14 protein-coding genes are annotated in these 14,774 nt (G+C 38.3%); all 14 read left to right on the top strand.

Annotated features, from left to right (window positions below):
• The first annotated feature begins 42 nt into the window (after window positions 1-42).
• Genes V6M43_RS09205 through V6M43_RS09270 form a run of 14 tightly spaced genes read left to right on the top strand, consistent with a single transcriptional unit; the run spans window position 43 to window position 14,773 of the window.
• On the top strand, window positions 43-576 hold the full coding sequence (locus V6M43_RS09205) for a hypothetical protein (RefSeq protein WP_332734546.1): 534 nt from the start codon (window positions 43-45) through the stop codon (window positions 574-576).
• Between the two features lie 31 nt (window positions 577-607).
• On the top strand, window positions 608-1,528 hold the full coding sequence (locus tag V6M43_RS09210) for a glycosyltransferase (RefSeq protein ID WP_332734548.1): 921 nt from the start codon (window positions 608-610) through the stop codon (window positions 1,526-1,528).
• 5 nt (window positions 1,529-1,533) lie between these two features.
• Complete coding sequence (locus V6M43_RS09215) at window positions 1,534-2,790, top strand: O-antigen ligase family protein (RefSeq protein ID WP_332734550.1); 1,257 nt, start codon at window positions 1,534-1,536, stop codon at window positions 2,788-2,790.
• A gap of 12 nt (window positions 2,791-2,802) precedes the next feature.
• Window positions 2,803-4,263 carry an oligosaccharide flippase family protein gene (locus tag V6M43_RS09220; protein ID WP_332734552.1) on the top strand — a complete coding sequence of 487 codons (1,461 nt, stop codon included), beginning with the start codon at window positions 2,803-2,805 and terminating at the stop codon, window positions 4,261-4,263.
• On the top strand, window positions 4,263-5,447 hold the full coding sequence (locus V6M43_RS09225; protein ID WP_332734554.1) for a glycosyltransferase family 4 protein: 1,185 nt from the start codon (window positions 4,263-4,265) through the stop codon (window positions 5,445-5,447). The genes V6M43_RS09220 and V6M43_RS09225 overlap by 1 nt, the downstream gene beginning before the upstream one ends.
• Window positions 5,440-6,624, top strand: coding sequence for a glycosyltransferase (locus V6M43_RS09230; protein WP_332734556.1), 1,185 nt, complete (start codon window positions 5,440-5,442; stop codon window positions 6,622-6,624). The genes V6M43_RS09225 and V6M43_RS09230 overlap by 8 nt, the downstream gene beginning before the upstream one ends.
• Complete coding sequence (locus V6M43_RS09235) at window positions 6,621-7,775, top strand: glycosyltransferase family 4 protein (protein ID WP_332734558.1); 1,155 nt, start codon at window positions 6,621-6,623, stop codon at window positions 7,773-7,775. The genes V6M43_RS09230 and V6M43_RS09235 overlap by 4 nt, the downstream gene beginning before the upstream one ends.
• Window positions 7,772-8,635 carry a polysaccharide deacetylase family protein gene (locus V6M43_RS09240; protein ID WP_332734560.1) on the top strand — a complete coding sequence of 288 codons (864 nt, stop codon included), beginning with the start codon at window positions 7,772-7,774 and terminating at the stop codon, window positions 8,633-8,635. Before V6M43_RS09235 ends, V6M43_RS09240 begins: the two co-directional genes overlap by 4 nt.
• 32 nt (window positions 8,636-8,667) lie before the next feature.
• Window positions 8,668-9,411, top strand: a complete 744-nt coding sequence (locus V6M43_RS09245) for a hypothetical protein (RefSeq protein ID WP_332734562.1) — start codon at window positions 8,668-8,670, stop codon at window positions 9,409-9,411.
• 34 nt (window positions 9,412-9,445) lie between these two features.
• A complete protein-coding gene (locus V6M43_RS09250) occupies window positions 9,446-10,870 on the top strand; it encodes an MBOAT family O-acyltransferase (protein WP_332734564.1) in 1,425 nt (474 codons plus the stop codon).
• A 32-nt stretch (window positions 10,871-10,902) separates the two neighbouring features.
• On the top strand, window positions 10,903-11,829 hold the full coding sequence (locus tag V6M43_RS09255; RefSeq protein WP_332734566.1) for a hypothetical protein: 927 nt from the start codon (window positions 10,903-10,905) through the stop codon (window positions 11,827-11,829).
• Window positions 11,822-12,883 (top strand): glycosyltransferase, encoded by a 1,062-nt coding sequence (locus V6M43_RS09260; RefSeq protein WP_332734568.1) that lies wholly within the window; start codon window positions 11,822-11,824, stop codon window positions 12,881-12,883. The genes V6M43_RS09255 and V6M43_RS09260 overlap by 8 nt, the downstream gene beginning before the upstream one ends.
• Window positions 12,873-14,048, top strand: coding sequence for a hypothetical protein (locus V6M43_RS09265; protein ID WP_332734570.1), 1,176 nt, complete (start codon window positions 12,873-12,875; stop codon window positions 14,046-14,048). Before V6M43_RS09260 ends, V6M43_RS09265 begins: the two co-directional genes overlap by 11 nt.
• Window positions 14,039-14,773: a WecB/TagA/CpsF family glycosyltransferase gene (locus V6M43_RS09270; protein ID WP_332734572.1), complete on the top strand. Its 735-nt coding sequence runs from the start codon at window positions 14,039-14,041 to the stop codon at window positions 14,771-14,773. Before V6M43_RS09265 ends, V6M43_RS09270 begins: the two co-directional genes overlap by 10 nt.
• Window position 14,774 lies beyond the last annotated feature (1 nt).

Consider the following 14,774-nt stretch of genomic DNA (forward strand, 5'->3'; position numbering starts at 1 on the left):
GTGGCGAAGCTTTTGTGTAGACTGGAATAATTTCGAATATTTATGAATTGGTTTGTTACGAAATGTGAACGTGATCAGTTAAAATCTGTATCCAGGAATCTTGAAAGGTATGGTTATGATATATTCAGTCCATACCTGATTGCGACCAGGAATAACAACAAGCACTTCATCCGTGGAAATGTGGAAAAGGATTTTTATCAGTTGTTGTTTATAGCAGGCGATAACTATCCATCGGATAAGGAACTGAAGAATTCAGGTGCCATACATCCTATGTATTATCTGAAGGAGAGGGCAATGATCACTGAGAGTGAGATCTCTATTCTCAGATTATTATTTCAAAAGACAGTACCCCTCATTGTTGAAAAATGTCCTGTAAAATTCGATAATGCTGAATTTTCATATGGTCCATTTCTAATGAACCAGGAAATTGATATTGAAGTTGATAATGTTTATAAGATATCTATTCATCGCCTGGGGTTTTGCCTCCTTATAATAGATCCGCTTAAAAATCTGGTAAATGATATTGAACAAATGATCAGAAGCAAATCGTCTGAGAACGTGATTAGGATAGTCTGATAGTCATTTATTTCAATCAAAATTACCATTAATGTTTTCAGTACTGCTTCCGGCTTTCAAGCTCACCTATCTTCGGGAAGCTATTGATAGCGTGCTGGCTCAAAGCTTCCGGGATTTTGAACTTATCATTGTTAATGACCGATCTCCGGAAGATATTGCCGGCCTGGTAGCCACATATTCAGACAATAGGATATCCTATTTTGAGAATGAGTTTAACCTGGGCAGCAAGAATCTTGTTTATGCCTGGAATCGCTGTGTTGAGCTTGCAAACAGGGAATATGGTATCATTTTCTCAGATGATGATATTTTGCATGAACGGTTTCTGGAAGAAATTTCCCTACTTATAGCAAAATATCCGGCTCATGATCTTTTTTATACCCGACCAGCAGTTATAGATAAGAATGGTGCACTGTTGCGTTTGACCACCTCATCGCCTGAGTGGGAAGATGTTTATGATTTTATCTGGCATCGTGTAAGTGGTAAAAGAGACCTGTTTGCACAGAATTTTGTTTTTCGCCTCTCAGCCTTAAAATCCATTGGTGGGTTTGTTGACTTCCCAATGGCCTGGGCTTCTGATGATGCCACCTGGTTCCTTCTTTCTAAAGCGAAGGGAGTGGTAGCTTCCAGCAAGGCCCTGGTTTACTGGAGATGGAGTGAGATCAATATTTCAAATACAGGAAATTTCAAGCACAGACTTGAAGCTGTTAAACCGTTTCAAGAATGGTGCCATAATTTTGTTGAAGGCCTGGATGATTTAAGCGGAGAACATCAGTTTATTAAAAACCAGATTCTCCGGCAATTGCCCCTTCGGACCGTTCATTCCGAGCAGTATCTTTTATCGAGATTGTTCAGAACGAAAGGATCTCTCCGGGGCATTTTATTTTATATCCGGAACAGGAATCAATTTGGATTTGGTTTCAAAGGAATGTTGAAATTAATGTTTAGGGCCTGACAACTATGTTGCAATCGCTTCAGAAAATAGTCTTTTACCTTGTATTGTTACTGACAGCTATCAATATAGGCGTGTTTTTTTGTCCCTCCCCATATATCTATCTCGCCGATGCATTGAATATTGGATTGCTTGGTTTATGCGTATGGCATAATAAAAAATTAGGTGCACTTCCTGGTACTGTAATACAGGCATGGAGTATTTTATCAGTTTATACACTTGTTCTGGTAATGAACACCGAAAATATTGTGAACTTATCCAGCGGTATTGCGGCAATGAGATCTATGTATCCATATTTTCTTTTTTATTTCATTGCTTTATTGATCAGGAAGGAGGATATACCACGATTCATTGATTATATAAATTTGTTTTGTCTTTCAGGTGTTGTATTGGCTGTTGTGCAGAGTTTTTATGGACAGGAGCCTTTATTTTCACCTGGAGGTTTCTATAATACCGGGCATTGGGCAGGACAGCAAATGATGATAAATGGGTTCATGGCAAGGGTTATGTTGCCTACGCTTTATACAATACTGATCATGTTTGTTTTCAGTGTCACATACCTTTTGGTGGTTCGATTTAAACTGAAGTATGTACTGTTAGCTTTATCATTTCTGATTGCAATTTTTATAGGATATGCCCGCTCACAATGGATTGCAACAATAGTGTCAATGATTCTGGTCATGGCACTTATATTCGGATACCGGCAGAACAGGATCATCATGGTTCTTTCAGTGTCTGCATTAAGCATAATTACTCTTTTATTCATTTTAGCGAATATTGAAATTCCAGGTTTAAGCGATCTTTCCCAAAGCCTTACGGAGCGAGTTCAAGAGTTAACCTTTGATATACAAAATAGGGAGGGAAACCTTGGCTCCAGAATAAGAACAGTTGAAAGGAGTATGCAAATATTTCAACGCAGCCCATGGTTTGGTGTAGATTATAATTTCCCTGCCATTTATGAGATGACTGAACTGACAGATGTAGGATTTACGTATGTGCTGATCACAACCGGAATAATTGGAATTTCCCTGTTTGCATATCTTTTCTTTATTGCATTGCGGGGTGCCTGGTTAATGTACAAGCAAAGCTTTCGTGCAAATGATATCCTTGGTTTACTGCTATCCATTCTGGTAATTGGGAATATCATTTTGTTTATGATTACACAATCGTTCAATCAATTTTATTTTGTTACTGCAACGTTTGCAATAAGCTTCGGGCTTTATTGTAATTATTTTTCCCGGGAGAAAAAAATAGGAATCAGCTAGAGTACAGGAATCATGCAGAATATTGAAAACATAAGCTCCGTCGGGTTAAGAGGAGTTCTCGGAAAACTATTTAAGAATAAGGTTTTTAAGAATTTCTCTGTTCTAAGTGCCAGTAACGTTCTGGTACAGGCGCTAACTATTTTTTCCAGTATTAAGATTGCGAGGAGTCTCGGACCCGGAGATTTTGGAAAATATGGCTATTTCATTACGCTGAGTGGAATTTACAGTGTATTTGCTGGTTTTGGGCTTCGTACTGTCATAACGCGTTATGTTTCAGCGAGAAATTATAATGGCATAAAGCTGGTACGGAACGTAATGTTAATGCGGGTTTTATTGCTTATTCCTATCAGCGTTATAATTTTTGTTCTAAATGCCATAAGTACTGAGTTGGTATTTGATGAACTGCTTGTATTTGTACTCATTGGCTATATATTTTCACTGCTTGCCTGGGATGCGCTTGAGGCATATGTTTTCGGACAGCAGAAGATGAGCTTTTCCTCTGTCGTAAATCTTTCCAGTGCTGTTCTATGGGTGTTAATTGTTCTGCTTATCCCTAAAGCACATATAACGGTAACACTATTATTAGTTATAACCTTTTTATTGGCATTACTGAAATCAGCATTTCTGTTTTTTCGTTTAAGGACCAATTCAATGTTGTCTGTTGCAGCAGTAAATGAAGAGATCAGTTTCATGGACCTGGTAAAAGAAGCATTTCCTTTTTTCTTACTCGCGGTATTCACAGTTTTTTCAACTAAGGTTCCATATACCTTCCTGGCAATGAACTCAACAAAGGAAGAGGTTGGATTCCTGAATATTGCTTTAAGAATTGCCAGTCCACTTCAGATGCTGGTACTTACCATGATGTCGGCAGTATTTCCAAATATTAATAAGAAATTTAATGAGGATCGGAATTCATTCATTGGAAGTGTTTCCTCATTGCTGGTACTGGTTGTGGGTGTGGGTATGGTGGGAGCTTTTGTAATAAGCATTTTCAGCAACGAAATTGCATTATTGATTTATGGAAAGCAATACCTGCCAGCAGCTGATGTAATTGCATCGCAGGTGTGGTATACCCTATTGTATGCCATTCTATGTTTTATCGGAACTATTTTTAGTGTGCTTCACGAGCAGAATCTTATGGCAAAGTTGTCGTTTGTGAATGCTGTTCTATGTTCAGTCGTACTATATATTTTCTCCTTTCAGGGGGCTGTTGGACTCTCGAATGGTTTTATCGTGGCATCAGTTATAGGAATAATTTTTCATTGGTATTATTTGCATCTGAAAATGCCGGTGAAAATTTCCATCACTCTTGTTTCAATGCTTGGAATAATTATGGCTTTACTTTATGTTGTGTCAATCCTTTTTGCAGATACCAGTTTATTAATAAGATTATTGGTTGCTGCAGCAGCTTCGGGTATTATTGGAGTTGTGCTCTATAATTATTTTATCAGGAATAGTTTAAAGTTCCGTTAATGAAGATCTGTATAGTTACTAATTATCACGAGGAAGCTACTTCCTATTTGTATAAGCATCTGGCTGAACAACATGACGTGTCTATTATTTACCTGGTTAATTCAGGAAATAAGAAGACGCATATTTTTGATTTAAGTATAGTTCCGGAAGGTCATTATGGTCTCGTGGAGCCGGCACTTGCAAAAGCTGTTCTGGAACCATATACCAGCTACCTTACGAATACCAGCAAGATCCGGTTTTACGTATTTTCTAACAAAGGCTATAGTTCAGGTATAAATTATAAGCTTTTTTCTAAGCTATCCAGGATCATTAAGCAGGAGAGGTATGAACTGGTGCATATTATAGGCCAAAACCCTTTCCTGATGGTTCTACATTTGGGATTGGGCAACACTCCCATAGTTCAAACCTTACATGAGAGTTATGCTCATCTGGGTAAAACACACTGGAGTACCCGGCTATTCATGCGTTATCTTAAATCTGGTAACGTTAAAATGATATTTCATTCTGAAAATACGCGTAATCGGTTTTATCGGGGGAATGTAAAAAGATACCATGAATCAGTTGTAATACCGCTCGGATTTCATGAGATACTAGGTGTATTCCGAAAGAATTCTTTACCCACCCTGAATAAGACAATATTATTTCTAGGATATGTGAAACCATACAAGGGTGTGGAGTATCTTATTGATGCCTTTAATCAGGTAAGAGAGCGTATAACGGAAGCGCATTTAATGATAGCCGGAAAGTGGTCGATGCCCGAACTGTATGAATCAATAAAGGACAGGAAGGATATCACTGTAATAAATAAAGTAGTTGACGTTGAAGATATGGTTGCCCTGGTGCAGCAATGTTATTTTATTGTTTGCCCATATGTTACAGCTTCACAAAGTGGCGCTCCATTAACTGCATTTGAATTTGATAAACCTATTATAACCACTGATGTAGAAGGTTTATCTGATATGGTGGAGAATGGTATTAATGGATTTGTAGTAAAGAAGGAGAATGCCGCAGCTCTTGCTGATGCTATTGAGGAGCTTTTAGTTAACGAGGGGCTTTATTCAGAATTTATTTCTAACATCAATAAGTTCAGGTTGAATTCTGGCAGTTATACTGAATCAGTAATTAATAAAACGGTTTCGGTATATAGAAACGCAATGGGGATTTCATCTTTAGATCATGACTGATTATTCTATTGCCTATATGGGCACTAAAGGTTTCCCTTTTGGCTTTGCTCAAATTGAAAGGCAAAAACTGATAGCAAAAGGATTGATCCAAAATGGTGCAGAATTGATCATTGTATCAAGGTATGGGATCCATAATTCTTTTCCATTTCAATATGAGCAAGGGGTTAATAAATATGAGGGAATACCTTTTGTTTATTGTTCGGGGCAACCCATTCGGCCAGGCGGAATGCTGAAACGCACCAGCCTTAAAATACGCGGTCTTTTAAATGAGATTCGTTTTGTTATGAAATGGAAGGGGGATAAACGCATTATGCTTGTATCAACCAATTATTTCAGGAATATACTGTACTACAGGGTTCTGGCATCATTAAGCGGAGCAACCATGGTGGTAGATAATGTTGAATATTGGTCATCACATAAGAGAAAAGCATCCATACTTACTAAAATGGATAATTTTCTATATGACAGGTTCAGTCATAGGTTGGCTGATAAGGTTATATGTATAAGTGACTTCCTGGTTAAAAAGGTACAGAAGGCGGATCCTTCAAAATTGTGGATTAAGATTCCCTGCATTGTTGACTACAGCATTTTTGATGCTTTACCCGTAAAGAGGGAAAAAAGGATTTTATATTGCGGCTCATTGAATTACCTGGAGGTAATATATTTTGTAATAGATGCATTTGAACACAGTGGCATAAATGATCATACACTTACACTGGTAGCAAATGGCTCAAAAGAAAATTCTCTACTGTTACAGGAAAGAATACAAAAGTCGCCTGTATCAGACAGTATAAAGGTTTATCAGAACATGAAATATGCCGGGCTGGTAGAACTTTATAAATCAAGTTTGGCACTGGTAATTCCATTGAGGAATTCAGCGCAGGACGTTTCCAGGTTTCCTCATAAGATCGGTGAATATTGTGCAGCTTCCGCTGCGATCATTTCCACTAATATTGGAGAGATTAAAAATTATTTTACAGATGGCAATAATGCGTTGATTGCTGCCGATTATAATACCGGGCAAATAGCTGCAAAAATGAAATATGCCACAATGTATCCCGATAAAGCCATTGAAATAGGAAAACATTCTTACTTAACGGGTAAGAAATACTTTGAGATGAACGCTCTGGGAAATGAGTTAATGGAATTTTTCGGATTAAAAGGATCCACTAAATGAAAGTGCTTTTTCTAATTCCTGATTTTCCGATGAATCCTGCCAACATAAAAGGCGGGGTACATTCATCATTGGTTAATTTACTTCAAGCTTTCAGAGAAGCAGATGCAGAAATATTGGTGATTACTTATTCAAAATCGGTAACTGTGCCTGCTACCTTACAAATGTCCAATAATGTTAAGGTGGTACATTATCCTAAAAGCTATTCATCGTTTCCCTTCATTCCTTCACTATTAGCTGCGGGAAAGGACCTTAAAGAAGCTATCCGAAGTTTTGCTCCTGATATTGTTCATTTTCAAATGGGCGGAATATTTCTTTTGTTCAGGTATTTCATTGATCCCTCCATTCCAGTGATACTCACCATTCATGGTATGTCCAAAATGGAATTAAAAGATGCGAAAGGATGGAAAAAGAGATCCCAGCTTTTTTTACATAACCAGGTATCAAAAATCACGATACCCGATAATCTGATACATCTTTCGGAGTCTTCCCGCCAATTGTCAGGATTCACTGAGGCAAAAAATCTTGCTATTATTCCAAACCCGGTAAGTCCGGTTTTTTTTAAGAATGCCAGTTCCAGTTTCAATCCTGGAAAATTATTATACCTGGGTGCAATCAATCCAAGAAAGAATTTGATTTTATTGTTGAAAGCCTTAGCAGAGTTAAGATCACAAGGGTGTTTGTACGAGCTTACTATTGTTGGTGATTACCAGGAAGAAACCTATCGGAAAGAAGTTGAGTCAGTTATAAGCAGTTTGAAATTGGAAGATAGTATTAGCTTTTTGGGATGGCAATCGCAGAAACAGATCCTTGACATCATCAGGGAGATTGCAATTCTTGTAATGCCTTCAGAACAGGAAAATATGCCAATGGCAGCGTTGGAAGTAATGGCTTCAGGTAAACCGGTAATAGCAACTAAAGTTGGAGGAATACCTGAGATCATCGATGATGGTCGTACTGGCTTTCTCTTTGAGAAAGGGGATAGCAAAACATTGGTAGAAATCCTTAAAAAATTGTATCATAATCCCGGAATGATAATAGAAGCGGGTAAAGCAGCAAAGGAAAAAATGGAAGAATCATATAAGGCTGAGAGAATAGCCTCCCGGTTATTACAATATTATCAGGATGTAGTAAAAAAAGAATCCGGACAATGAAAATGCTAAAGGATAGCTTTGGTTTCTTGCTTTATAAAATTGGAAGATTATTTCCATTTGATCATACCACTAAAGTTCTTTCGCTTTATTGTCACCGTCCTTCTGTAACATTTTTTGAAAGTCTGATATTATGGTTAAGGGAAAATGGTTTCCGATTGATCAGCCTTACGGAGTTGGAAAAATTGCTTGAAGAGGGAATTGCAAAAGATAAATGCGTGGTTATTACACTGGATGATGCGCATATATCGAATAATGAATTATTGCCCTCCATAGAGAAATATAAAGTGCCTGTTACTATTTTCGCACCTGTGGATCCTCTTTATGAGGGTTCTTATTGGTGGGACTATGTTTATGCAAATACTGAAGGCATGAAAGCAAAGCATTTGCTGAGGAAATGGAAGATGATGGATGTCAGTTCATTCGATGTTATGATGGCTGATTTGAGATCTCAAATATCAGTTCCCAGAACGTCCATGACTGTAGAAGAGCTGCAGAAAGCTGCCAATGTAAAAACAATAGAGATCGGGGCTCACACAGTATCTCATCCCATATTAACTCAATGTGAGGATGAAAGGATCAGGATGGAACTGGAAGGTGGAAGATCAAGATTGTATGAAATAATTGGAAAGCAAATTAAATATCTTGCCTATCCAAATGGAAATTATTCAGAGAAAATAAAATTAATGGCCAGGTCTTCCGGATATAAACTGGCATTTACTGTTGAACAAAGGCTGATAGATCTGAAGACTGATGACTGGCTGGCCTTACCCAGGTTTGCTCTTAATGAAGAAGGTGGACGTTTTGAAAATCTGGCTCGGGTGATGGGAACCTGGCAAAAGTTTTTTTTCTGGAAGTTCTGAAATTCTAATAGTAGTTTTTTAATAAAATAATTATGGCTTTATTGAGGAAGAGATTTTTATTTCTGGATGTAAATGAATATTGGTACACATATAAGGAAGGATTATCAAATTGGATCACTTTAACAGCATGCTGTCATATGAAAATGCCTTTCAGGAACAGTGGCCTGATGAAAGAATCCCGTTCCTGGACTATAGAGAATGATCTTACATTATCCGAAGAAGAGACATTGGCCGGATATTCAAAATCTTTAAGGCAGCAGATAAGACAGGCTAAAGAAGGCGGTGTAATTATTGTTTTTGAAAAAGAGATTAGTGAGTTTGTTGCGTTCTTCAATGATTTTGCAGAACGTCATAACCTTAACCCAACCAGTAAAAGAAGGTTGGAGGAACTGGGAGAAAATTGCCTGTTCAGCTATGCAGTTTATGAAGGGCAGAAATTATCCGCACATTCTTACCTGATTGACCGTCCCAATAAAATAGTTCGTTCATGGCAATCAGCCTCTGGCAGAAGTATAGAGGGGGCTGACAAAAATCTTGTTGGGAAAGCAAATAAATTGTTGCATCATGAGGATATGAAATATTTCAAAAGCCAGGGGTTTGAGGTTTATGATTTTGGAGGCTATGCCATGGATCCACCCACAGATTCGCTGGCGGGTATAAATAGTTTTAAAGCATCCTTCGGTGGAAAAGTAGTGGAGTGCAAAGATTACTATTCATATCCTTTTGTTTTCCTGAAATGGTTAGGAGGTTTGTTTGGGCTGGTTGGTCGGGGATGACCTTCACCTATGCAAAGATTCAAAGTAAGTATATATGCTTTTTAATTCCATAGAGTTTGTTTTTTTCTTCATAATAGTTACGGGACTTTATTTCCTGTTACCACACAAGTACAGATGGTTCCTGTTGCTGGCAGCGAGTTGCTATTTTTATATGGCATTCGTTCCGGTATACCTGCTAATACTGGCTTTTACTATTGTAGTTGATTATTTCGCCGGAATTTATATTGAGAATAGCAGGGGACATAAAAGGAAACTATTGTTGATTGCAAGCCTGATTGCCAATATTGGTGTTCTGGCTGTATTTAAGTATTATAATTTCATCAATGATAATATAACTCATATCCTGGGAAATTTCGGCATACCGAATAATATACCTTACCTGCAGATCCTTTTGCCCATCGGACTTTCCTTTCACACATTCCAGGCGATGAGTTATACCATAGAAGTGTACAGAGGCAATCAGCCTGCTGAGCGTCATTTTGGGATATATTCCCTATATGTTATGTTCTATCCACAATTGGTGGCCGGACCAATTGAAAGACCCCAAAACCTTCTTCATCAGTTTTATACCAAACACAAGTTTGAATACAATAATGTGGTAAGTGGACTAAGGTTGATGTTATGGGGATTCGTAAAAAAGCTTTTCATAGCAGACAGGCTGGCCATTTATGTTAATGCGGTTTATGGCAACCCCGAGGAGCATACAGGGATCACATTAATAGTAGCCACCGTATTCTTTGCTTTTCAGATTTATTGCGATTTTTCAGGTTATTCTGAAATAGCCATAGGCTCGGCGAGGGTGATGGGCTTTGACCTGATGAAGAATTTTAATCGACCATATCTGGCTCAGAATATCTCCGAATTCTGGAAAAAATGGCATATTTCACTTTCAACATGGTTTAAGGATTACCTGTACATTTCTCTTGGAGGTAACAGGGTATCCCTGCCGCGTGTATATCTTAATCTGTTCATAGTTTTTCTTATAAGTGGACTATGGCATGGAGCTAACTGGACCTATGTTATCTGGGGCGGATTGAATGGAATTTACCTGATCACAGCCATGATGCGCAGGAAATATATAGATCAGTATATTGAGAAAATAATACCGGTGAATAACAGGTTCATCAAGGTTATAAATATTCTCATCACATTTATCCTTATCTGTTTCTCCTGGATATTTTTCAGGGCTGAATCACTGGACGATGCAATGCTAATAATAGGTCGTGTGTTTACTTTTTCGGGCCCTTTATTTTATTACAATCCTTTAATGGCTTATTGTGTAATGGCCATTGCATTCCTGCTGATTTCTGAAATTTTGCTTGAAAGGCATGGTGCTATTATATGGAAGACCTATAATAGCAACCGCTTTCTTCGCTACTCAAGTTATATAGTCCTTGTATTGATCATTTTGTTATTTGGAGTGTTTGATGGGGGGCAATTCATTTATTTCCAGTTTTAACTCCAATGAAATTCAATAGTATTAACTCGGATATGAAAGCGTTCTTCAAGAATCTTCTGATTGTTTTATTTTTTATGGTATTGGCCGACCAGGTGGTTGGTGCAATGCTGAGATATTTCTATTTCCGGCAGGAATCTGGACTGGAGTACCAGACCATATACTCAATGAACAAAACAAGTGAAGATGTACTTATATTCGGCTCGTCAAGAGCAAGCCATCACTATATACCCTCAATCATTACAGACTCAACTGGATATTCATGTTATAATACAGGCAGGGAGGGGAATTTTACGTTGTATGAACTTGCAATATTGCGTGGAGTTTTGAAACGTTATAAACCAAAGTTCATAGTAGTTGATTTTACAGTTAAGGAGTTCCTTGAATTCCCGGGCAGCTATGATCCTTTATCAAATTTGCTACCCTTTTATAGGGGAAATCCCGATATACATGATATTATTAAATTGCGTGGCGATTATGAACCATTAAAGCTCAACTCCGCTATTTACCCTTTCAATTCTTTGATGCCTGTTATCTTAGTCGGTAATTTGGAGTATAACAAAAAGCGGAAGGCGAATGATAAGGGATATTTTGCCCTTCATGGGAAAATGAAACAGCCACCACAGGCATTACAACTGGACAAGAAGTATCCGGTGGACAGTAACAAGGTTAATGCTTTTCGTTCGATTCTTGACCTATGTAATTCTAATAACATTCCGGCAATGGTTGTGGTTTCTCCTTATTATGATAAATATTCATCACAGGATTATTCCGTTGAACTGGCAAAAGAAATTGCAGCCAAACATGATGTTCCTTTTTATGATTTTTTACAATATTCTACGATAGCAGGAAACCCGGAAATGTTTCATGATAAAGACCACTTATCATATTCAGGTGCCAGGATATTAAGTGGAAAAATTGCGACCCTAATTCGGGAGAATATTTCTAGCAGCAATGAGTGATAAGAAAAGGATTTTAATTACTGGACCTGTATTTCCCCCGGCTGGTGGTGTGAGTATACACCTGAAGCGATTATATGAATTTTTTTCGGGCAGCTTTGATATAGACTTTGCAGATGAATCCAGAACAATAAAACCAGGCATCTTTAATATTCGTTCATTCAGGCCCGGTCCTTATTTCAAGATGATCAACAAGTCTGATCTTGTATTTATTCATAGTGGAAGCCAGCTATTGCGCTTTCTTCATATTCTCGTTGCAAGGTTATTCCAAAAGCCGGTTCTGTTAACTTTTCATTCTTATCCGGCAACAAGGTATGGTTTAGCTAAAAAACTCGAATCACTTTTTTTAGCTAGTGTAAATATGATAATCGCCGTAAATGAAATAATTGCAAAACGAATAGATCTTCCGGAAAAAACCATTGTCAGGCATGCCTTTCTTCCCCCATTATTAGGTAAGGAGCCGGAATTGCCGGAAGTAGTACTAAAATGGATTAATAATAAAAGGGAAGAAGGATTCCAACTGGTATGCAGTAATGCCTCTCAATTAGTTATGTTTAATGGAGAAGATCTTTATGGTTTGGATCTCTGCATTGAATTAGCGCATAGATGGGAATTACAAAATAAGAAGCTGGCAATGGTCTTTGTAGTTTCATCGCTGGAAAAGAATGAGGAATATTATAATGAATCAGCGGCAAAGGTTAGAAGCCTGGGTATTTCAGACCGATTCCTTCTTGTTAAGGAACCAATTTCTTTTGTGAGTCTGATCAGGCAGTCTGATATCGTCTGCCGGCCAACAATGTCAGATGGGGATTCATTGACCGTTCGGGAGGCAATTGCTTTGGGAAAGCCGGTTGTGGTTTCAGATGCAGTGGAACGTCCTGAATGGTCTATCCTGTTCCGTTCGAGAGATATCAATGATCTTGAAAAAGTGATCGCCCAAACAGCAAACGAAAAGCTGGGTGGCCTCAATAAAGAAACAGTAAGTTTTGATGGATACTATAAGCCATACGAAATGCTATTCAATGAACTTACGGGTGGGAAAAAGTATGAAGAATGAAATTCTGGAAGCTTTCGCTAAGCTGAAAACTTATTGTATTAAGGAAGGATTCAAGGGCTATGATCCTTACGATGGGTTAAATAGTAAATTATTTAACTCAATACCTGTTTTTTCAAAGAATCGTTTAGCCAGGCTTGCGTGGATCCAATTTTTTAAAAGGTTTCCTTTTAATCTGAGGCCATTGGCAGGTATTGAAAAGGATTATAATCCCAAAGCATTGGGTTTATTTCTTTCAGGTTATTGCCGCATTTTCAGAAATGACCCTGATCCGGAAAATGAAAAGTTGGTTCGATTTCTTGCAGATAAATTAATTGAACTCCGTGCAGAAGGGTGGAGTGGTGCATGTTGGGGTTATAATTTTGACTGGCAGGCCCGTGCTTTTTTTCAGCCGCGCAACACGCCCACAGTGGTTGCCACCAGTTTTATTGCCCATGCCTTACTCGATGCTTATGAAATTTTTAAGGAAGACCGTTGGTTGCAGACGGCTATTTCCTCCGCTGATTTTATATTGAAAGACCTTAATCGCACAATGGGAGAAAACGATGAATTTACTTTCTCGTATTCTCCATTGGACCATTCCGTAGTTTATAATGCAGGCTTACTGGGCGCGGGGCTTTTAGCCCGGATATCAAGTTATACTGGTGATAAAAAATTGGTGGGTATATCGCGGAATGTTGTGGCATTTAATACCAGGAAGCAGCAGCAAAATGGAGCCTGGGCATACGGAGATCTCAGCTATCATCAATGGATAGATAATTTTCATACAGGATTTAATCTTGAAAGTATAGCCAAATACCGGACTTATACCGGAGATCAAAGTTTCAATCCGGCATTAGAAAAAGGTCTGGATTACTATTTGAACACATTTTTTACTCCCGAAGGCATTTCCCGGTATTATAGTCATAAAACATATCCGGTGGATATTCATGCACCTGCGCAGTTGGTTGCAACCATTGATGCACTCGAAGAATGGGAAAGGGCAGGAGGAATTATTGAGTCTGTTCTTGGCTTCACCATTAAGAATATGCAACATCCGGAAGGATATTTCAGTTACCAGTTAAACCGCTTTATCAGGTCTGAGGTTCCCTATATGCGCTGGGCACAGGCCTGGATGTTCTATGCGTTTTCGATTTACATAAATCATGAGAAAGAGGTATGCGAGTAACTATTTGTGATATTCCTATTGATGCCCTTACAATGGCAGAAACATTGGGGAAAATTGATCAGGCAATAACCAGGAATGAAAGGATTCACCATGTTGTTGTTAATGCTGCAAAAATGGTGAATGCACAGCATGATGCAGCTCTTAAAGCCAGCATTGTTGATTGTGATATAATAAATGCAGATGGACAATCAATTGTTTGGGCATCGCGTCTTCTCAACCAACCACTTCCTGAAAGGGTTGCTGGAATAAACCTGATGGAGCAATTGGTGGAGCTTGCATTTATGAAGGGTTATAAAATATTTTTCCTTGGAGCCCGAGAGGAGATAGTAAAAAAAGTGGTTACTGTTTACACCCAAAAGTATAGTTCAGATATAATTGCCGGATACAGAAACGGATACTTTGGGAGAGATGAAGATAGCGTGGTAGCAAAGCAGGTAGCAGATTCAGGGGCTCATATCCTTTTTGTTGCGATTTCATCACCCCGAAAAGAGATATTTCTCAATGAATACAAAGATATTATTCGTACACCCTTTATTATGGGAGTAGGGGGAAGTTTTGATGTTGTAGCAGGTTTTGTAAAAAGGGCACCCATATGGATGCAGGAGTGGGGACTGGAATGGTTTTACCGGGTTATACAGGAACCCAGACGCATGTGGAAACGCTATCTTGTGGGCAATACCAAATTCATCCTACTTATTCTTAAGGAAAAATTCAGAAAGAGCTGAC

The organism is Flavihumibacter sp., assembly GCF_036676075.1.
In the GTDB taxonomy this organism is placed as follows: Bacteria; Bacteroidota; Bacteroidia; order Chitinophagales; family Chitinophagaceae; genus Flavihumibacter.